Origin of the sequence: Actinocrinis sp. (assembly GCF_035605935.1) — a bacterium.
Lineage (GTDB): Bacteria > Actinomycetota > Actinomycetes > Streptomycetales > Catenulisporaceae > Actinocrinis.
The window spans coordinates 1-17,915 of the sequence record NZ_DATNGK010000302.1; the positions used below are offsets into that span (position 1 = coordinate 1).

19 protein-coding genes and 3 pseudogenes are annotated in these 17,915 nt (G+C 68.6%); 19 read left to right on the forward strand and 3 right to left on the reverse strand.

The genetic code is table 11. From position 1 onward, the window contains the following. The 6 genes and pseudogenes from VN779_RS24345 to VN779_RS26720 all read left to right on the forward strand — a co-directional run. Positions 1–221: pseudogene (locus tag VN779_RS24345) on the forward strand (glycosyltransferase); the annotation flags it as partial. Continuing rightward, the gene (locus tag VN779_RS24350) at positions 218–1,744 is read left to right on the forward strand and encodes a glycoside hydrolase family 130 protein (RefSeq protein ID WP_325727299.1); all 1,527 of its coding nucleotides are present in this window, start codon (positions 218–220) and stop codon (positions 1,742–1,744) included. The pseudogene VN779_RS24345 and the gene VN779_RS24350, both read left to right, overlap by 4 nt. 166 nt (positions 1,745–1,910) lie before the next feature. Then, positions 1,911–2,138: a hypothetical protein gene (locus VN779_RS24355; RefSeq protein ID WP_325727301.1), complete on the forward strand. Its 228-nt coding sequence runs from the start codon at positions 1,911–1,913 to the stop codon at positions 2,136–2,138. Beyond that, entirely contained in the window at positions 2,135–2,344 is a 210-nt protein-coding gene (locus VN779_RS24360; RefSeq protein WP_325727303.1) for a hypothetical protein, read from the forward strand. Before VN779_RS24355 ends, VN779_RS24360 begins: the two co-directional genes overlap by 4 nt. Before the next feature lie 5 nt (positions 2,345–2,349). Beyond that, a complete protein-coding gene (locus VN779_RS24365) occupies positions 2,350–2,571 on the forward strand; it encodes a cold-shock protein (RefSeq protein ID WP_325727305.1) in 222 nt (73 codons plus the stop codon). Positions 2,572–2,806: 235 nt separating this feature from the next. After that, positions 2,807–2,995, forward strand: a pseudogene (locus VN779_RS26720) (hypothetical protein); the annotation flags it as partial. A 177-nt stretch (positions 2,996–3,172) separates the two neighbouring features. On the opposite strand, the gene VN779_RS24370 reads toward VN779_RS26720, so the two are convergent. After that, positions 3,173–3,757 carry a TetR/AcrR family transcriptional regulator gene (locus VN779_RS24370; protein WP_325727307.1) on the reverse strand — a complete coding sequence of 195 codons (585 nt, stop codon included), beginning with the start codon at positions 3,755–3,757 and terminating at the stop codon, positions 3,173–3,175. A gap of 148 nt (positions 3,758–3,905) precedes the next feature. Between VN779_RS24370 and VN779_RS24375 the strand changes: the two genes are divergently transcribed. Then, a complete protein-coding gene (locus tag VN779_RS24375; protein ID WP_325727309.1) occupies positions 3,906–4,271 on the forward strand; it encodes a DUF2218 domain-containing protein in 366 nt (121 codons plus the stop codon). A 6-nt stretch (positions 4,272–4,277) separates the two neighbouring features. Here VN779_RS24375 and VN779_RS24380 read toward each other — a convergent pair whose 3' ends face one another. After that, complete coding sequence (locus tag VN779_RS24380) at positions 4,278–4,664, reverse strand: metalloregulator ArsR/SmtB family transcription factor (protein WP_325727312.1); 387 nt, start codon at positions 4,662–4,664, stop codon at positions 4,278–4,280. 276 nt (positions 4,665–4,940) lie between these two features. On the opposite strand from VN779_RS24380, the gene VN779_RS24385 reads away from it, so the two are divergent. The 8 genes and pseudogenes from VN779_RS24385 (at position 4,941) to VN779_RS24415 (ending at position 11,269) form a co-directional block, all read left to right on the forward strand. Continuing rightward, positions 4,941–6,344: an NAD(P)-binding domain-containing protein gene (locus VN779_RS24385; RefSeq protein WP_325727314.1), complete on the forward strand. Its 1,404-nt coding sequence runs from the start codon at positions 4,941–4,943 to the stop codon at positions 6,342–6,344. Between the two features lie 74 nt (positions 6,345–6,418). Continuing rightward, positions 6,419–6,493, forward strand: a pseudogene (locus VN779_RS26610) (aquaporin family protein); the annotation flags it as partial. Positions 6,494–6,597: 104 nt separating this feature from the next. Continuing rightward, positions 6,598–7,014, forward strand: coding sequence for an arsenate reductase ArsC (locus tag VN779_RS24390; protein ID WP_325727316.1), 417 nt, complete (start codon positions 6,598–6,600; stop codon positions 7,012–7,014). Positions 7,015–7,621: 607 nt separating this feature from the next. Continuing rightward, positions 7,622–7,903 (forward strand): MerR family DNA-binding transcriptional regulator, encoded by a 282-nt coding sequence (locus VN779_RS24395; RefSeq protein ID WP_349260927.1) that lies wholly within the window; start codon positions 7,622–7,624, stop codon positions 7,901–7,903. 352 nt (positions 7,904–8,255) lie between these two features. Further along, positions 8,256–8,459, forward strand: a complete 204-nt coding sequence (locus VN779_RS24400) for a cold-shock protein (RefSeq protein ID WP_325727320.1) — start codon at positions 8,256–8,258, stop codon at positions 8,457–8,459. A gap of 326 nt (positions 8,460–8,785) precedes the next feature. Then, positions 8,786–10,297 carry a DEAD/DEAH box helicase gene (locus VN779_RS24405; protein ID WP_325727322.1) on the forward strand — a complete coding sequence of 504 codons (1,512 nt, stop codon included), beginning with the start codon at positions 8,786–8,788 and terminating at the stop codon, positions 10,295–10,297. 67 nt (positions 10,298–10,364) lie between these two features. After that, a complete protein-coding gene (locus tag VN779_RS24410; RefSeq protein ID WP_325727324.1) occupies positions 10,365–10,667 on the forward strand; it encodes an SCO5918 family protein in 303 nt (100 codons plus the stop codon). A gap of 266 nt (positions 10,668–10,933) precedes the next feature. Further along, positions 10,934–11,269 (forward strand): RNA polymerase-binding protein RbpA, encoded by a 336-nt coding sequence (locus VN779_RS24415; RefSeq protein ID WP_325727326.1) that lies wholly within the window; start codon positions 10,934–10,936, stop codon positions 11,267–11,269. A 54-nt stretch (positions 11,270–11,323) separates the two neighbouring features. Here VN779_RS24415 and VN779_RS24420 read toward each other — a convergent pair whose 3' ends face one another. After that, positions 11,324–12,802, reverse strand: a complete 1,479-nt coding sequence (locus tag VN779_RS24420) for an alpha/beta fold hydrolase (protein WP_325727328.1) — start codon at positions 12,800–12,802, stop codon at positions 11,324–11,326. Between the two features lie 282 nt (positions 12,803–13,084). On the opposite strand from VN779_RS24420, the gene VN779_RS24425 reads away from it, so the two are divergent. The 4 genes from VN779_RS24425 to VN779_RS24440 all read left to right on the forward strand — a co-directional run. Then, positions 13,085–13,615, forward strand: a complete 531-nt coding sequence (locus tag VN779_RS24425; protein ID WP_325727330.1) for a hypothetical protein — start codon at positions 13,085–13,087, stop codon at positions 13,613–13,615. Positions 13,616–14,318: 703 nt separating this feature from the next. Beyond that, entirely contained in the window at positions 14,319–15,872 is a 1,554-nt protein-coding gene (locus VN779_RS24430) for an amino acid adenylation domain-containing protein (RefSeq protein WP_349260928.1), read from the forward strand. After that, a complete protein-coding gene (locus tag VN779_RS24435; protein WP_325727334.1) occupies positions 15,869–17,233 on the forward strand; it encodes a hypothetical protein in 1,365 nt (454 codons plus the stop codon). Before VN779_RS24430 ends, VN779_RS24435 begins: the two co-directional genes overlap by 4 nt. Before the next feature lie 11 nt (positions 17,234–17,244). Then, on the forward strand, positions 17,245–17,915 hold a 671-nt coding region (locus VN779_RS24440; protein ID WP_325727336.1), incomplete at its 3' end, for an enoyl-CoA hydratase-related protein.

Genomic DNA, 17,915 nt, shown 5'->3' on the forward strand with positions numbered 1-17,915 from the left:
TCGAGGTGAGCGGGGACGAGCGGTGGATCGTCGGGGTCCAGCGCGCGGTCGGCTGGTTCCTCGGCGAGAACGACCGGCAGGTCGCGCTGCACGACCAGGGCAGCGGCGGCGGCTATGACGGCCTGCATGCGCAGGGCCACAGCGTCAACCAGGGCGCCGAGTCGACCCTGGCGCTGATCTCCACCCTGCAGCAGGGCATCAGGATCGCGGGACGCCGATGACCGCGCAGCCCGCCGTGCCCGCCACCACCCACGAGCTGCTCACCCGTGCGCCCGCGCGCCTGACCCCCGATCCCAGCCGGGTGATCGCGAAGCTGTTCGTGCCCGGCGAAGAGGTACCCGAACACGAGTCGCGCACCGCGCTGGTGATCGCGCGCGTGCTGGCCCTGGGCGACGCCGAGGTGGATGCGGCCCTGTCCGCGACCCTCACCTCCTTCGCCGCGCGCCACCGTGACCTGCGCGGCACCTTCGCGGACCACTTCGAGACCGTCGCGCATCGCATCCCGCGCCCCACCGCGCTCTCCGGCCCCCGGCGCCTGCTGCTCGGCTCCTACTTCACCCACGAATACGCGATCGAGGGCGCGGCGCTGTGCAACCCGTCCATGGTCGCCCATCCCGATCAAAGCGGCCTCGGCGCTGACCAGACCCGGTTCGTACTCAGCGCCCGCGCGATCGGCGAGGGGCATCTGTCCTGTATCGAGTTCCGTACCGGCGTGGCCGGCCCGGGCGGGCGCATCGACCTGCAGCCACCGGGACCATACGCGGGCACCGGACGCGTACGCCCGCCTCAGTACGACCTGCCACAGTTCGAGGCCACGGTGTCCGCGACCGGCGATGACGACGAGGTCGCCGCGTTCCTGCACCGGCACCTGCCCCGCCGGTTCGACGCGGCGCAACTCGAACAGACGCTCGAGAGGCTGCCCTCGCGCTTGACCGCGCGGCAGGCGACCCACCGCACCATCGAACGCATTCGCTGGATCGCCGCGTCCAGCTACGACCTCGCATTCCCCCGCGACAGCGCGATCAGCGAACGCGTCCTGTGGCCCCACGCGCCGACCGAGCGCCACGGCATGGAAGACGCCCGGTTCGTGCGCTTCACCGACGAACACGCCACCGCCTCGTACTACGCGACGTACACCGCGTTCGACGGGGCCTCAGTCACCCCGCAGCTCCTGCACACCGCAGACTTCCGCACCTTCCACGTCACGCAGCTGACCGGCCCGGCCGCGGCGAACAAGGGCATGGCCTTGTTCCCCCGCCCGGTCGGTGGCAGCTACCTGGCGCTCTCACGCTGGGACCGGGAGAGCACCAGCATCGCGGCCTCCCCGGACATGCAGACCTGGAGCGTCGGCGCCGCGGTGCACGCCCCGGCCCGACCCTGGGAGCTGACGCAGGTCGGCAACTGCGGATCCCCGATCGAGACGGAGGCGGGCTGGCTCGTGCTGACCCATGGCGTCGGCCCGATGCGCACCTACAGCATCGGCGCCATGCTGCTGGACCTCGACCACCCCGACCGGATCCTCGCCAGCCTGCCCGAACCGCTGATCACGGCCACGGCGCAGGAGCGCGACGGCTACGTGCCCAACGTCGTGTACTCCTGCGGAGCGATGCTCCACCAGGACACCCTCGTCATCCCCTACGGCACGAGCGACACCGCGATCGCCTTCGCGACCGTGCCCATCACCGACCTGCTCGCGCGGATGGGCGGCCCGCGCCACGGCACGGCGGATCACGTGGCCGCATGAGCAGGCTGACGACGAGCGCGAATCAACACACCGACACCCCGCACACGGCTGATCGCGGGTGTATGCTCAAAGCACTCCCGGCATTTCGTATTCGGGCACTCAAGCCCCTGTCGCCGCGGGTGAAGCAAGGACCCGGACCATTCATCGGTCCGGAGACAGGCGTCCGATGATGCCGGAGCAGAACCTTCCCCCCACCGCCGGCCCGCCCCAGGCGCAGCCGACCATCGTTTCCACCAAGCTCACCTTGCACGACCTGTTCACCGGCGGATGGAAGCGGCCGCTGGCGGGACTGCCGACCGCGCTGGGCCGACCGCTGGCGCGCAGCGCACGCGCGGCCCGAACACGTGCCGTGGCGCTCAGAACGCGCACCACCGGCGATCGCACGCCGCAGTGACACCGCTCCGATCCATGCTCGCCGCGCTGCACCGGCGCCGTCGCGCCCGCAGCACGGCGGCGTCGGTGCACGGCTGGGACGAGGACAGCCTGTACGCATTGCGCGAACAGGCCCCGGGCGCCCCCGCCGCGCAGGCACCGCCAGGCCGCACGCCGGCGCACGGCAAACACAGACCACGCACCGAGCACAGGCAGACACAGGAGTGACAGCCATGGCCACAGGCACAGTCAAGTGGTTCAGCAATTCCAAACACTACGGATTCATCACCCCCGACGCAGGCGGCCAAGACGTGTTCCTGCACAGGTCGGTGCTCGTGGCGTCTCATCTCGAAGCACTCGATGACGGCGCACGCGTCTGCTTCGACCTGACCCAAGACGGGCAGCGCACCAGCGCGACCAACCTCGGCCTGCTCGAAACGCAATCCGGTGACTAGCGACTCGGCCGCCTGCTTGTGCCCCATGCCGGAGTCAGCCAAGGCGTAAACGCAACCGCTTCGGCGCGATCAGCGGCGCCCCTCGCACGCTCCCTCACCTGGTCGACCCGTCGAGGTGGTTCACCGGAGCGCACCGGGATTGCGCGCTGGTGGCCCACATCCTGACCGCCGCCGGAGTCCCCGGCTCCGCGTCCCGGCGCCCGCGATGGCCGCCGGGACGTGCGTGTATGCGGAAGTCGCGGTGGTCAAAGTCGGCGCCGCGACTGAGATAGAACTCAACGAGCGCAAGCGCCGCATCGAGCGCGCCGTGCGCAACGGCCTTAACGCCGCGACCGGCCAGTACGTCGACAGGGTCAAGGACGGAATCGTCGAGCCGGCCAAGGTGACGCGCTGCGCGCTGCAGAGCGCCCGGAACGCCCCGGCCCCCCACACGATCGGCCGGATCCGACTCGCGCGCCCGCGGGCCGCTGCCGGACACCTGTGGAGCAGTCTCGGAGCTTGTCTGTGGAGCAGTCTCGGAGTTTGTCGAGGCGTGTCGATCGGACGACCTGCGGACCCACGACGCGTCAGATTGTGAGGGCTGGGTCAGCACCATGTCGTCCTAGCCGGGGCGCCCGCTGGGTGTGGGGCGTAGTCCCGCGACGGTGACCGTTATAAGCCGGTTGATCGCAGCTTGCGAGGCCATGGTGGATGCAGCGGTCAGCGCGTGCAGGCAGTACGCGGCCAGTTCTGCGGGTGGGACGTCGTCGCGTACCTCGCCGCGCTGGGCGGCTTCGCGTACGAGCGTGGTGACAAGGTCGAGAAGGTGAGCCTGGGCGCGGATCGCGTGGTCACCCCGGTGCATCAGGGCCGCGAGGTCACTGCCGTCGTGGTGGCGGCGCGCGTTGGTCGCGTAGGTGCGCAGGACGGTCTCGAGCCGGGCGCTCGGGCTCGCGGCCTCGCTGGCTTCGGTGAGTTGACGCAGGTGAGCAGCGATCTGGCGTTCGTGCCAGGCGGTGACGATCGACTCGATGTCCGGGAAGTACTTGTAAAGCGTGGCCCGACCGATGCCGCTGGCCGTGGCGATCTGCGACATGGTCGCGGCGGTCAGCCCGCGCTCGGCGACCAGCGCCGCCGTGGCGTCCAGGACGGCGTCGCGTACTACGCGCCGGTGAGCGTCGATGGTCTCGTCCCATAGCTTCGGCATCAGGTCAGTATACGTACCGTCACGAGTGCGACTGAGTGCTTGCGTCCATAGACATTATGAGTTGACAGCGACAAAGTGTATCGAAAAACTGGAGGCCCGGTCGCCCAGACCCTGAACGTCCCCGTGAACTAGCGAAGGAGATGCGACGATGCCCGCCTCTCAAGCACGCGTACCCACCGACCGTGCGCGCCGCTACCTGGCCCAGCTGTGCGAACACGGCGAGAAGATGAGCCACCGCGCCCTACATCACGTCAGCAGGGGCGGCGAAGACGGCGACTCACCGCAGGCGCGGCGCGCCGAACATTCGGACACTGACGGAATCATCGACTTCGGCCAGGGGCGCTGCACCCTGCGTGCCACCGATACGGAGCTGCTCCTGCGGGTCGAAGCTGACGACGAGCGGCATCTGCGGCGGATCGAAGGCGGGATTGCCGCGCGCGTGGAGCGCATCGGACGCCGCGACAAGCTGTCGGTCACCTGGACCCGCAGCTCCGAGGATCGTCCAGGCGGTTGACGCTGGTCAGCTGGCGGCGGCCGGGACGGTGAGCAGTTGGGACAGTGCGGCGATGCGGGAGGGCACGACTCGGTAGTAGACCCAGGTGCCGCGCCGCTCGCAGTCGATCAGGCCGGCCTCACGCAGGACTTTGAGGTGGTGGCTGATAGTGGGGCCGGTCAGGTTGAACGCGGGGGTCAGGTCACATACGCAGGCCTCGCCGCTATCGGCGGTGGCGATCTGGGAGAGCAGTTGCAGGCGCACCGGGTCGCCCAGCGCTTTGAACGCCGGGGCCAGGTCTTGTGCCTGTCGCGCGGGCAGGACCTGCTCGGCCAGCGGGGTGCAGCAGACCGCGGCCGCGGGTGCGGGGGCGGCGTCAGGCACTACGACCGGCAGCTCCTTCAATTTCGACATACGTCTATATTGACAGATCTCTAAACAGGCGACAAGCTGCTCTTGCTTAGATAGATGTCGATACAGCGAGGTGGAGTCATGTTCGGTTTCCCCGGGCGGGGTGCCGCTGGGTTGGGGCCGTGTTGTGCGAATGCGGCGAAGGCCGAGGCGGTGGCTACGGGCGCGGGGTGCTGTGGGTGACGGTCCGCGTGAACTCGTCCTGGGCGCTGCCCTAAGGCGCACCGGGCGCTGTCGGACCGACAAATCGGCTGGGCTGAGAATCGAAGGGTGCTGAATATGAGCGTGGAAGCGGACGGCCTTGTCGGGCTTCCGGTGGTGGTCCTGGGGGCCGGCCCGGTGGGCTTGGCCGCGGCGGCGCATCTGGCCGAACGGGGCGTTGACTTCGTGGTGCTGGAGGCGGGCGGCGAAGTTGGGGCCTCGGTTCGTGAGTGGGGGCAGGTGCGGGTGTTCAGCCCGTGGCGATTCAACGTGGACGGCGCGGCGCGGCGGTTGTTGGCGGCCGAGGGGTGGCAGGAGCCTGACCCGGACGGGCTGCCGACGGGGCACGATCTGGTGGACGAGTACCTCGCCCCGCTGGCCAAGCTCCCGCGGATCGCGCCTTATGTGCGCCTGGGGCACCGGGTGACCGGCATCAGCCGGGCCGGGGTGGACCGGGTGCGCACCCGCGGCCGGGAGTCCGCTCCGTTCGTGGTGCGGGCGCGCAGCGACGCGGGTGTGGTGCAACTGCGCGCGCGGGCGGTGATTGACGCGTCGGGTACGTGGCGCACCCCGAACGCGCTGGGCTCGGGTGGCTTGCCCGCGCTTGGAGAGCCGGAGGCGGCCAGGTTCGTGAGCGCGGCGCTGCCGGACGTGCAGGGTGCGGACCGGGACGCGTTCGCGGGCAAGCGCACGCTCGTGGTCGGCGCGGGACATTCGGCGGCGAACACGCTGCTCGCCCTCGCGCAGCTGGCGCAGCAAGCGCCGGGGACCGAGGTGTTGTGGGCGATCCGCAGCACGGGGGCGCAGCGCACTTACGGCGGTCAGGACGCGGATGCGCTGCCCGCGCGCGGGGCGCTGGGCTCGCGGCTTCGCGCTCTGGTCGATTCGGGTCGCGTGGAGCTGCTGGCCGGGTTCGGCATCGACGCCCTCGCAGTGGCCGGGGACCGAGTGAGCGCGACGGCGGTCGACGGGCGCGCAGTGCTGGTGGACCGGATCGTGTCCGCGACCGGTTTTCGGCCCGATCACGCGATCGCCTCGGAGCTGCGGCTGGATCTGGACCCGGTGCTGGAGGCGAGCCGGGCGCTGGCGCCCCTGATTGACCCGAACGAGCACTCCTGCGGCACGGTGCCTCCGCACGGCGAGGCGGAGCTGGCGCATCCGGAGCCGGGGTATTACCTGGTGGGGATGAAGAGCTACGGGCGGGCGCCGACGTTCCTGATGGCCACCGGGTATGAGCAGGTGCGCAGTGTCGTGGCGTTCCTGGACGGGGACCTTGAGGCGGCTGCCGAGGTGCACCTGGAGCTGCCGGAGACCGGGGTGTGCAACAGCGACCCCGACGCGTCACTTGGCACATCCGGCTGCTGCGGTGCCCCTGAACCTGCTTTCGCGGCGCGGGGCCCAGCGACCGGGATCGCGGGCGGTCTGCTCGCCGTGCCGCTGCCGCTGATCGAAGCGTCTCCGAGTGGATCTGGGTGCTGCTAAAAGCCCTGAGCGCAGCGCATTGCGACGGCGGTGACCGGGGTCGGAATGCGTGCGGCCCCGGACAGCGTCGCCAACCCGCCGTCACCATCGCCCGCGCCTTCACCGACACCTTCGCCGGTATCGCCCCTGGCTCGATCCTCGGGTTCGTCTGCTGACCGACGAGATCGACCTGCTCGTCGCCAATCTGCTTGCCACCGACCTCAAGCCCGGGCGCACCGGCGACCGCACACCAAGACCCGAAGGACCCGACCCGATGACCGACACCAAGCCCAGCGTGCTGTTCGTCTGTGTACACAACGCCGGCCGCTCTCAGATGGCCGCCGGATTCCTCACCCATCTCGCCGGCGACAGAATCCAGGTGCGCTCCGCGGGATCCACCCCCGCCGAGCACGTCAATCCCGTCGCCGTCGACGCCATGCAAGAGGTCGGCATCGATATCTCCGCCGAGACTCCCAAGATCCTGACCATTGACGCCGTTCAGGCCAGCGATGTGTGCATCACCATGGGCTGCGGCGACACCTGCCCCGTCTTCCCCGGCAAGCGCTATCTCGACTGGACCCTAGACGATCCCGCCGGCCAAGGCATCGAAGCCGTGCGCCCCATCCGCGACGAGATCGAGAAGCGCGTGCGCGCCTTGATCGACGAACTCCTGCCCGAGCACGCCGCCTGACCAGGACCGATCTCCGTCACGTGACCATCGCCGTCCGACCAACCTGGTCACGAAGAAACTCTGGTGTGGCGGGAGTAGATTTTTCCTTGCGGTTCGGGTAGAGTTCCTGGTGTTGAGAGAGTACGAAGTCTGGTGGGCGTGGCAGACATGAACTGCCCGCAGCAGTCAGATGGGCAAGACGGCCGCCAGCAGGATCGGCGGTCGGCACGTGACAGTTCCGAAGCGCCGAAGCCGGGAGCAAGTAGCCCGGCCTCGGCGGGACTGATCGTGCGGGACAGAAAGAAATCCGAGGAGAAGGGAAGGAGCGCACCGTCAAGATCGCCCGCCCCGGTGCTCAGTGGCCGGGCGGTTGCCGCAGCCCCCGCAATGAAAGGTGGTCTTCGGTCACGCTTACGCGATCCCCGCAGCACCCCGGACGTTCCGGACGCAAGACGCTGCGGGTACGAAGTGCCGGCTGTTCCTTCTAAAGCCGGTAGATGGTGTTTTCCACAACCCCTGGGCCCCGGTGCTACAGCGCCGGGGCCCTCTTAAGCGTGAGGTGAGATTGCAGAGCGACCCGCACAGCGCGGCTGAGAAGTTCGACGACGAGGACTACCCCGCCTACAGCATGGGCCGGGCCGCGGAGATCCTCGGGGTGAGCCCCGCGTTCCTGCGCAGCCTGGACGAGGCGAAACTGATCGCCCCGCAGCGCTCGAACGGCGGGCACCGGCGCTACTCGCGCTACCAACTGCGCCTGGCTGCCCGGGCTCGCCAGCTGGTGGATCAGGGCACGGCGCTGGAATCAGCGTGCCGCATCATCATCCTGGAAGACCAACTCGAAGAAGCACTGCGCCTTAACGAGGAACTACGCCGTTCCCCGTCCGGGGCGCGCCCGGCTGACGGTGCCTGAGCCGCAGAACGACACCTGCGTCCGGCTCTGCCGGTCCATCCTCGCAAGGCACACCGCGGATCGACGCGTACGGCGGCGGAAAATCTGCCGCCGCCGTTACAGAAATGCCCCTGGCGTGAGAGCAGTCTTTTCCGCCGGGTGACCGGAGAATCGAGGCGCCGTGCGCACCCCGGCGCTCCGTGATATTGTGGTATTCCAGTTGCAGTTGTGGTTCCCAAATTCCAAACGCCTCGCCACCTTGGGTGGCGATAGTGCTTTTGTATTTCCCGGTTTTTCCGGACGGGGCAATCATCGCGGCGACACAGTGTTCGCACAGTGCGGACCCTGAGCACTGCCCCGAAGGAGATATGACATGGCTACCGGCACCGTGAAGTGGTTCAACGCGGAAAAGGGCTTCGGCTTCATCGAGCAGGACGGCGGCGGCCCCGACGTCTTCGCCCACTTCTCGAACATCGCCGCCCAGGGCTACCGCGAGCTGCGCGAAGGCCAGAAAGTGACCTTCGAGGTCACGCAGGGCCAGAAGGGCCCGCAGGCGGAGAACATCGTTCCTGCCTGATGCGCGCCCAGGCCGGGGCCGCCCAGGCGGGCCCCGGCCTGTTCCTTCTCAGGTCAAACCACCGCTATCTCAGGCCGGCTAGCCCCGCGTCCACGCGAGCGACACGGCCGTACGGCCGCAGTCCCGCACCGGGAACTTCCGTCGGCCCCCTGGCGACGGTACGTCACCACACCACGTATGCGCGGTGGATGCCGATCGCCCTTCGGGCGATTCCTGCGCTCCACCCGATATCCATATTTTCATTTTCATCGGTCCGCTCTTGAGGCTCTCCTGCGCGCGACCAATGGCGGGAATTCCTCGGCGTACCGCGTCGAGGAAGGTTTTATATGAATCAAGCCGCCCGCACGAACGGCCATTCTTCCCGTGCTCGAACCAGCGGCTCCGGCAGCCTTTCCGGAGGCCTCAGCCGCGATGGTTACCGCACCTCGGCCCGCTCCGGCGGTGCCGCGCGCCGTCCGGCGGCGCCGCAGGGTGAGTTCGCCCTACCGGTCACCGTGACCCCGGCCCTACCGGCCGCGGAGACTTTCGCCGCGCTGAAGCTGCCCGCCCCGCTGCTCGCGGAACTCCTCCACCAGGGCATCACGGTTCCCTTCCCGATCCAGGCAGCCACGCTGCCGAACGCACTGGCCGGCCGGGACCTGCTGGGACGCGGCCGCACCGGCTCAGGCAAGACGCTCGCGTTCGGGTTGGCGCTGCTCGCCCGCACCGCCGGCCAGCGCGCCGAACCCCGCCAGCCACTGGCGCTCGTCCTCGTCCCGACCCGGGAGTTGGCCCAGCAGGTCACCGACGCCCTCGCCCCCTATGCCAGGCCCCTGCACCTGCGCCTGGCCACGCTCGTCGGCGGCATGTCGATCGGCCGCCAAGCCAATGCGCTGCGGGACGGCGCCGAGGTCGTCGTGGCCACACCGGGACGCCTCAAGGACCTGATCAACCGAGGCCAGTGCCGGCTGGACCGAGTCGCCATCACCGTGCTGGACGAGGCCGACCAGATGGCCGACATGGGCTTCCTGCCCCAGATCACCGAACTGCTCAACCAGGTGCGGCCGGACGGACAGCGCATGCTCTTCTCGGCCACGCTGGACCGCAACATCGACCAGCTGGTCCGGCGCTACCTGTCCGACCCCGTCGTGCACTCCGTGGACCCCTCAGCGGGCGCGGTCACCGCGATGCAACACCACATCCTGCACGTGCGCGACGCCGAAAAGCACGCCACCGTCACGGAAATCGCCGCTCGCCAGGGCCGGGTGCTGATGTTCCTGGACACCAAACACGCCGTCGACAAACTCACCCGCCACCTGCTCGACAGTGGTGTGCGCGCAGGCGCCCTGCACGGCGGCAAGTCCCAGCCGCAGCGCACCGGCACCCTGGCGCAGTTCAAGAGCGGCCATGTCACGGTACTGGTGGCCACCAACGTCGCGGCCCGCGGCATTCACATCGACAACCTCGACCTCGTCGTCAATGTCGACCCGCCCAGCGATCACAAGGATTACCTGCACCGCGGCGGTCGCACCGCCCGCGCCGGCGAGTCCGGCAGCGTCGTGACCCTCGTACTGCCCAACCAGCGGCGCGACATCAGCCGCCTGATCGCCGCTGCCGGTATCACTGCGCAGACCACCGCGGTCAGCCCCGGCCAGGCCGAGCTGACCCGGATCACCGGCGCGCGGACGCCCTCCGGCGTTCCCGTCGCCATCAGCTCCCCGACAGCGCAACGCCCCCAGCGCGGCACCTCCCCTGCCCCCCGGCAGCGCAACCGCTCCGCCCAAGACCGCCACTCCACGCAGAACCGCGCCCGAACCACCACCTCGGCGGGACGCTCCTTCTCAGCCGCGGCGGCGTAGCTGCCGCAGGGTCCGCACCGCAAATCCACCCGGCATCCGGCTTGGCCCCCGATCCATACGAGGTCTCATGCGCTGCATCATCGCCCGCTTCCCCTTCAACCTGACCAAGACGGACGTGCAGACGCTCATGCACGACGTCAAGCCCGAACCCGTCACCGGCGCGGCCGTGATCATCGGCCGCCGCCACTACCCCGCCAAGCAGGTGGGCGAAATCATCACCCGACAGGACCGCCGCGACTTCACCGCCGACGAGGTGACCCGCGCCCTCAGCCGCCTCGGCTTCACCTGCACCCCCGCCACAGTGCCCGCGTCAACCACCGCCTCCGGCTCTCTGCAGGCCGCATCAAAGCTATTCGACGCCCTCAGCTGAACGATCGCTACGGCGATCCAGAAGGGTAGCCACGGGCGGCAATCGTGCGGTGGTTTTGCGATTGGGATCGCGGAGAGCCGCCGGTGGCGTAAACCGGGCGTAGGCTTCGGAAGGCAGCCGCGTGATCGGCTGCGTCGGTGTTCGTGTCGACTGCTTCGGCGAGTGGTCGGGACGGCCGGGTTTGGGGTTTCGACCGGCCTGATCGTGCGGCTCAGTTCGGCGCAGGTTCGTAGTTCGACAGTTCCCGACGACAGGAGATCGCGAGCATGGCGCGAAGCAGCGGTATACGCGGGCACAGGATCGGTGCGGGCCCCAGGGGAGAGGACGAGCGCGGCAACACGGCGGCGCGAGTCGAGGTGTCCTTCTGGTGCGAGGCAGGCCATGTGACGCGGCCGTGCTTCGCGCAGGAGGCGGTTGTTCCGCTGGAGTGGGAGTGCTCAGGCTGCGGATTGCCCGCGGGTCGGGATCGTGACAACCCTCCGCTGCGGGTTCCGGTGGCGCCCTACAAGACGCACCTGGCCTACGTCCGAGAGCGGCGCAGCGACGCGGAGGGCGAGATTCTGCTGGCGGAGGCGCTGGCCAAGCTGCGCGCGACCGCCTGACAAGCTCTGGTCCGGCCGACTCCCAGTCTCCGAGGGGTCGCGCCGGACTGGAACTCAGCACGCGAGGTCGGAACCCGGCAGTTGCCCGGTGAGCAGGTATGTGGTGACCGCAGAGGTCATACATGCGTCGGCTTGACCGCTGAGCAGCGGAGTGTGCACCCGCAGGTCGACGGTGACCAGCCGCGAGCCGCGGATAGCGGCGTGGGTGGCCACCGAGTTGGGCAGCGGCACGGCGGCGTCCAGCAGGGCGGCCGTGATCAGGGCTCCGTGCGCTCGGTTCGCCGACAAGGGGATGGTGTTGTTCCGGCTGACGGGCCAGAAGGCGCACGGGCCGATGTTGGCATTGGCTGGGCCGTAGACCGGATCCAGCCGGCTGTAGCCGCTGAGGTCGTCCTGGTAGCTGTCAGCTCGGCGCGGCCAGGAGTTGTCCCCGCAGCGGAACGCGAGGTTTGCGGCGGTGTGGTTGTCGGCCGGGACGCCTGGCGTGCCGGGTAGTGCGGCCGGCAAGACCTGCAGCGGTATCGGCGGCGCAGCGCCGGCGCGAATGCTCACCAGGTCGATCGCGACGACCTGCCACAGTTGCTGGAAATAGGTCGCCACGACCAGCAGATAGCCCAGCTCGCCGAAGGTCCACGCGTGGTCGCCGGCGGTGATGGGCTGGACGTTGGCTTGATGCAGAAGCGCCGTGATCGCGGAGCCGACCTGCGCAGGCGTCGTGCCCAGGTGATAGGTGCCGTCGTTCTGGGCGAGCGAGGCGAGAAAGGCGTTGTAGTTGCTTTCCATCGCTGCCGTCCGGCCCAGCTCGAACGATCGCCAGACGGTGTCGTAGTCCGGCGGACTGTCCAGCACGAGTCGATCCAACCGCTCGGGGAACAGTGAGCTGTAGGCCACCCCGAGCAGCGCCGCGGACGAGCCGCCGAGGTACGAGATGCTCCGTTCGCCTAGCGCGGCGCGGATGACGTCCATGTCGCGGGCGGCGTTCGCGGTGGTGGCGTAGGGCAGCGCCCATCCGGCGTACCGCGCGCAGTCTCGGGCGAGCGCGGCGGCCTGAGCGCGCGTCGTGTCGAAGGACTGATACCCGTCTACGCGCACCCAGAAGCCGCCAGGCTCTTCGGACGGCTGCCCGCAGGTGATCGGCGTGCTGCGTTCGACGAAGCGCATGTCGAAGCCGATCAGGTCGTAGGTCGCGAGGACCGCAGGGTCAAGGCTCTGGCTCAGTTGCAGCGGAAGCGGGACTCCCGCGCCGCCGGGCCCGCCGCCGGTGGTCAGCAGCACTCCGCGCCGCCGTGCCTGGTCAGTGGCAGGGAGCCGCGAGATGGTGATGCTGATGGCCCGCCGGTCGGGGTGGGCGTAATCCAGCGGCACGCGCACTGCGGCGCATTGCAGGTTCGGGTCGTCGATGCCTGGGCAACTCGTCCAATGCAGCTGCTGATGATCGAAAGCTGACAGTCCTGCCCTGGCTGTGGAGTCGGCTTGAGTGCTCGACGAGGCCAGAACCGGGGCTGGCGCGCACAACGCGGCCGACAAGCTCAAAATGCATAGGTTCCGCGTCGCAGTACGCATCGAATCCCCCGTTGTCAGCATCGGGCAACGGCCGTGACGGTAACGCACCCGCCGAAGTATGGATACCGGGCGGCTAAGTCCGTTGGCGGGCGGAGCAGTGCGACGGCGGTGACGAGGGCATTGCCGTCAGCGCGGGAGGGTGGCTGCGTGAAAGCGTCATGGACCGAACCGTTGCAGCGGCATTTGGCATGGGGAACGCGGCTCCATGATCGTTCGTTGATGGTGGTACGGGCTCTGGTCGGGGAGGCAGCGATGTACGAGTTCGAAGAACGATTGGCTAACGTGGCGCGTGCGCAGACGGAGCTGCTGGCGGTTGTGCATCGCACGACCCTGGACATCGTGGCCGCACGTAAGCGCCTTGAGGAGCGGATCGAAGACCTCGAAGAGAGCGACCACCGGGTCGCGGAGCAGCACGCCGCCGCCGCGCTGGCCGGTGAAGAGCAGGCCGACGTGCTCGCCGAGCAGTCCGCGCGCACCGAGCAGCTCATTCGGCAGCTGCGTGAGGACCTCGACGGGTTGCACGGCGCGGAGGAACTGCTGAACGCACGAGCGGCGCAGATGCAGGATCAGATCAGCGACTTCCGCAACGCGATGACACTGGTTTCGGCGAAGATGGTGGCCGCTCGCACCTCGGCCGTCGCGGGCGAGGCCCTCGATACGCTGCGCGACGCGCTGACCTATATCGAGTTCGTGGTCGCGGAGCCGAGCAAGCTGCGCACCGAACCTCGGCGGGGCACGGATACCCCTGCCGCGCCGCCGCCTTCCGGGCAGCAACCGACCTGAGCTTGAATCGGTCGCCAGGGTGTCCACTGTTTAAGTCAGTTGAGATGGGATGTCTGGGCGCGCAGGCGGCAAGTTTCACGGTCGCCGAGCGCAAACCCCCTCAATGACATCTGCGGTTGAGCGTGCGGTGTTCCGAACTGGATAAGGTTGACCGGCGCAAAGGCGAGCACGGCTCATCTTTTCGGTTCGTGGCGCTGCGGGAGGCTGTCCGCACCGAAACATACAGTGTCTCTGCGGCTATTGACGCGGGCAGCGCGTCCGTCTTCCATGTCAGGTACCGGCGCGGAGCCCGAACGTATTCGAGCTCATACTCACATCCGCGGCGGGGATGCCCACGCCCAATCGCCGACGATCTTCTTCCGACGACTTCTTTCATACCGACGTCCATACTCACAAGCCCCGCCGATCGGCGCGGCTGACGATCGACGATCTGTTTTCCTCACGGCGTCCCGATCGGGACGTTCGCGCGCCTCGGCACTGTGCTGTCCCGCGCCTTTTTCATGCTCGCCGCACGGCGGGCCGGCCACCCACGAGCACCAGCGGGTCAGTTTCGTGCGCCCTGGCGCAAGCCACCGCATGAAGGGGTACACGCATGTCTCAAGACGTCATCGAGGTATCTGCCCACCCCGCCGCCGCACGCGGTTTCCGCCGCGGAAAGCAACCGGCCGCCGTTGGCCATCAGGCTCCTGACCAGCAGCATCACCTGCTAGCGCACCTTCCCGCGCAGGAACAGCGCCTGTTTTGGCGCTTCGGATTCGGCCCGGCCGCGCCGCTGCCGCATACCCGCATCCACCACGCTTTCGAGGCCTGGGCCGCGCTCACTCCCGACGCCATCGCGGCCGAGCACCTCGGCGAGAGCATCACCTACGCGCAGTTGGACCGTCAGGCCAACCGGCTGGCGGCGCTGTTGACGCGCCGCGGCGTGCGGCCTGGTGACAACGTTGCACTGTTTGCTCAGCGTTCGATCCCGATGCTTGTCGGCCTGCTGGCCACGCTGAAGGCCGGCGCGGCCTACGTGCCGCAGGACGCGCGTATCTGCCCTCAGACTCACCTGCGTCACATCATCACTACGGCGTCCACCAAGGTGATCTTGACGCTGTCCAGGTTCGCCGATGCCATGCCCTTGCCGCAAGGCCACAGTTGTATCGCCGTCGATACGCTGATGGCGCAGCCGATGCGGGATGGTGAGCACGCGTTCTTCGAGCCCGAAGATGCGGTGAGCGCGGAGCATGGGTGCTATGTGTTGTTCACGTCGGGGACCACAGGGAGGCCCAACGGGGTTACGGTCACCCATCGCAACGTCTGCAACATCCTGCTCAGCGAACCGGGCAGCCTCGGCATCCGGCCAGGCTGGCGAGTAGGTCAGATACTTAACATCGGATTCGACATGGCGGCGTGGGAAATCCTCGGCTGCCTCAGTCACGGCGGGACGCTCGTCATCCGCGGCGAGTCCATCGCCGAGACGGCGAAGCGTGTGCAGGTCCTGATCGCCACGCCCACGATCCTCAGCGCGGTCGACCCGGCCGACTGTGAGGGGCTGAAGGTGGCGGCGGTCGCCGGAGAACCGTGCCCGCGTGCGCTGGCCGATCGCTGGGCTCGCATATGCGAGTTCTACAACTCCTGCGGCCCCACCGAGACCACGATCGTCAACACCATGCGGCGCCATGATCCGGACGCCGCGCTGCTGTCCATCGGGCGGCCGACGCCGAACAACACTGTCTACGTGCTCGACGAACAGCGTCGGCCATGCCGCATCGGCGAGGTGGGGGAGATGTGGGCCGGCGGCGACTGCGTGTCGGCGGGCTATGTCGGCGATCCGCGGCTGACCGGGGAACGCTATGCGCCGGACCCTTTTCTCGGTGCCGGGCGGATGATGTTCCGCACCCGCGACCTGGGCCGATGGACCAGTGACGGCGAGCTCGAACACCTCGGCCGTACCGACGACCAAGTCAAGATCCGCGGGTTCCGGGTCGAACTCGACGCGGTCTCGGCGGTGCTCGAATCAGTGCCCGGATGCATGCGGGCGGCGACCCTGAAGCTCGATAACAGAACACTGATCGCCTTTGTCGCGCCCGCGGACGTCGACGGGGAGGAGGGGAAGCAGGCAGTGCGAAGAGCGTTACCGTACTACTGCGTTCCGGCGGCGGTATATGCGCTGCCGGAACTGCCCGTCACCAGCCGCGGGAAGATCGACAAAGCGGCGCTGCTGGAGACAGCGGTCAATGTGCCCGGCGCCGAGCGGGCGGCGACGGCATGAGTGACGCGCGACTTGAGACGCGGCCGCGCAACGAGCCCGCCTACCAAGATGATCTGGGTACTGATGGCGAGCCGCCGCCGCCGATACACCTCCTGCGGCGCATCGGGAAGCGGCCGGCGCTGTGCCATTACAACAGGCTGATTTCCCTTGTCCTCGCTGTGAATCTCGGGTTGCTGGCGCACGCGCTCGGCCCCGGAGGCTGGTGGTCGGCGCCCGGTGGCGCGGCGCTGAAGGACCTGTCGAACGCGACCCTGGCCAACTTCGCGCTCGCAATCCTGATCCGCCAGCAGTATGTCGTCAATATCCTGTTCTGGCTCGCGACCCGCGCTCCGGTCACCTGGCCACTGCGCATCCGCTGGACCCTCGGCAAGGTCTACCATTTCGGCGGGCTCCACGTGGGCGGCGCGCTGGCCGGCACACTCTGGTTCCTCGCCTACACCGGATCTCTCATCGACAGCGGGCTACATCATGAGGGCGGGGTGGGCACCGCGCGGCTGGCTGTGTCCTGTGCACTGGCGCTGCTGCTGCTTGCCGTAGTGACGACCGCCCTACAGCCACTGCGCTCCCGCTTCCACGACCTCTTCGAGCGAACGCACCGCTTCGGCGGCTGGACGGCACTCGCGTTGTTCTGGGCGCAGACGCTTCTCGCGTCAGGCGGGCGCACACCGCTGATGCAGCCGGCGATGTGGGTGCTCGCCGCCATCACGCTAAGCGTCGCTCTGCCATGGCTGCGGCTGCGCAAGGTGACCGTCGCCATCGACCGGCCGTCCCCGCACGTCGCCCTGACCCGGTTCGACCACGGCGTGACGCCCTTCGCCGGTTCGTCGACAGCTGTCAGCCGCAGCCCACTACGCGAGTGGCACTCCTTCGCGAACGTCCCAGCGCCCGGGCGGGCCGGTTTCCGCCTGACCATCTCCCGAGCGGGCGATTGGACTGCCTCCTTCATCGACGACGCCCCGAGGCGGGTGTGGGTGAAAGGCATCCCCACCGCCGGAGTGGCGAACATCGAAACCCTGTTCACCAAGGTGGTCTACGTGGCGACCGGCAGCGGCATCGGACCGGTCCTGCCGCATCTGCTCGCGGACGAAGTGCCCTCGAAGCTGGTGTGGGCGACTCGCAGCCCGCGCGAGACCTACGGTGACGCGCTGGTCGAGGAGATCCTGGCCGCCCGGCCCGACGCGCTGGTCTGGGACACCTCGGTGCGCGGCAAACCCGACATGCTGCGCCTGGCCTACGCCGCCTACGTGTCCAGCGGGGCCGAAGCAGTGATCTGCATCTCCAACAAGAAGCTGACCTGGAGCGTCGTGCACGGCATGGAACGCCTCGGCATCCCGGCCTACGGCGCCATCTGGGACTCGTGAAGGAGGATCCGGTGAACCTGAAAATCGAGCGACACGACCGCGTGGTCACCGTGCGGCTGCACCGGCCCGAAGTGCTCAACGCGCTAAGCAGTGATCTGATGCACGAACTGGTCGGCACGTTGCGGCCGCTGGATCGTGACCCGACGGTGGGCTGCTTCGTCATCACCGGCTCGGAGCGCGTTTTCGCGGCCGGCGCCGATATCCGCGAGATGGCACCGAAGTCCTCGACCGAGATGTTCGAGGAGGACTACTTCGCCGGCTGGGACGACTTCGCCGCCTTGCGCACCCCGAAACTCGCCGCAGTGTCCGGATACGCACTCGGCGGTGGTTGCGAGCTGGCCATGATGTGCGACCTGGTGTTCGCGGCGCAGGATGCGGTCTTCGGCCAGCCGGAGATCAGGCTCGGTGTCATTCCCGGCATCGGCGGCACGCAGCGGTTGACCCGGCTGGTCGGCAAGGCCAAGGCGATGGACCTGATTCTCACCGGCCGAACCATGGACGCGGCCGAGGCGGAACGCTGCGGGCTCGTTGCGCGCGTCTGCCCGGCCGACCGCCTGATGCACGAGGCGGCTGCCGCGGCCGCGGCGATCGCGTCGTATAGCAAGCCGGCCGTGATGGCGGCGCGCGAGGCGGTGGACCGGGCGTTGGAAGTGGGCCTGCGCGAGGGAATCCTGTTCGAGCG

Bases quoted from the DNA above. Each gene is read 5' to 3' on its own strand.
- VN779_RS24385 (WP_325727314.1), top strand. From the start codon at position 4,941: ATGAGCGTGGAAGCGGACGGCCTTGTCGGGCTTCCGGTGGTGGTCCTG.
- VN779_RS24395 (WP_349260927.1), top strand. From the start codon at position 7,622: ATGGGCCGGGCCGCGGAGATCCTCGGGGTGAGCCCCGCGTTCCTGCGC.
- VN779_RS24390 (WP_325727316.1), top strand. From the start codon at position 6,598: ATGACCGACACCAAGCCCAGCGTGCTGTTCGTCTGTGTACACAACGCC.
- VN779_RS24365 (WP_325727305.1), top strand. From the start codon at position 2,350: ATGGCCACAGGCACAGTCAAGTGGTTCAGCAATTCCAAACACTACGGA.
- VN779_RS24380 (WP_325727312.1), bottom strand. From the start codon at position 4,664: ATGTCGAAATTGAAGGAGCTGCCGGTCGTAGTGCCTGACGCCGCCCCC.
- VN779_RS24355 (WP_325727301.1), top strand. From the start codon at position 1,911: ATGATGCCGGAGCAGAACCTTCCCCCCACCGCCGGCCCGCCCCAGGCG.
- VN779_RS24350 (WP_325727299.1), top strand. From the start codon at position 218: ATGACCGCGCAGCCCGCCGTGCCCGCCACCACCCACGAGCTGCTCACC.
- VN779_RS24415 (WP_325727326.1), top strand. From the start codon at position 10,934: ATGGCGCGAAGCAGCGGTATACGCGGGCACAGGATCGGTGCGGGCCCC.
- VN779_RS24400 (WP_325727320.1), top strand. From the start codon at position 8,256: ATGGCTACCGGCACCGTGAAGTGGTTCAACGCGGAAAAGGGCTTCGGC.
- VN779_RS24370 (WP_325727307.1), bottom strand. From the start codon at position 3,757: ATGCCGAAGCTATGGGACGAGACCATCGACGCTCACCGGCGCGTAGTA.
- VN779_RS24435 (WP_325727334.1), top strand. From the start codon at position 15,869: ATGAGTGACGCGCGACTTGAGACGCGGCCGCGCAACGAGCCCGCCTAC.
- VN779_RS24410 (WP_325727324.1), top strand. From the start codon at position 10,365: ATGCGCTGCATCATCGCCCGCTTCCCCTTCAACCTGACCAAGACGGAC.
- VN779_RS24375 (WP_325727309.1), top strand. From the start codon at position 3,906: ATGCCCGCCTCTCAAGCACGCGTACCCACCGACCGTGCGCGCCGCTAC.
- VN779_RS24405 (WP_325727322.1), top strand. From the start codon at position 8,786: ATGAATCAAGCCGCCCGCACGAACGGCCATTCTTCCCGTGCTCGAACC.
- VN779_RS24425 (WP_325727330.1), top strand. From the start codon at position 13,085: ATGTACGAGTTCGAAGAACGATTGGCTAACGTGGCGCGTGCGCAGACG.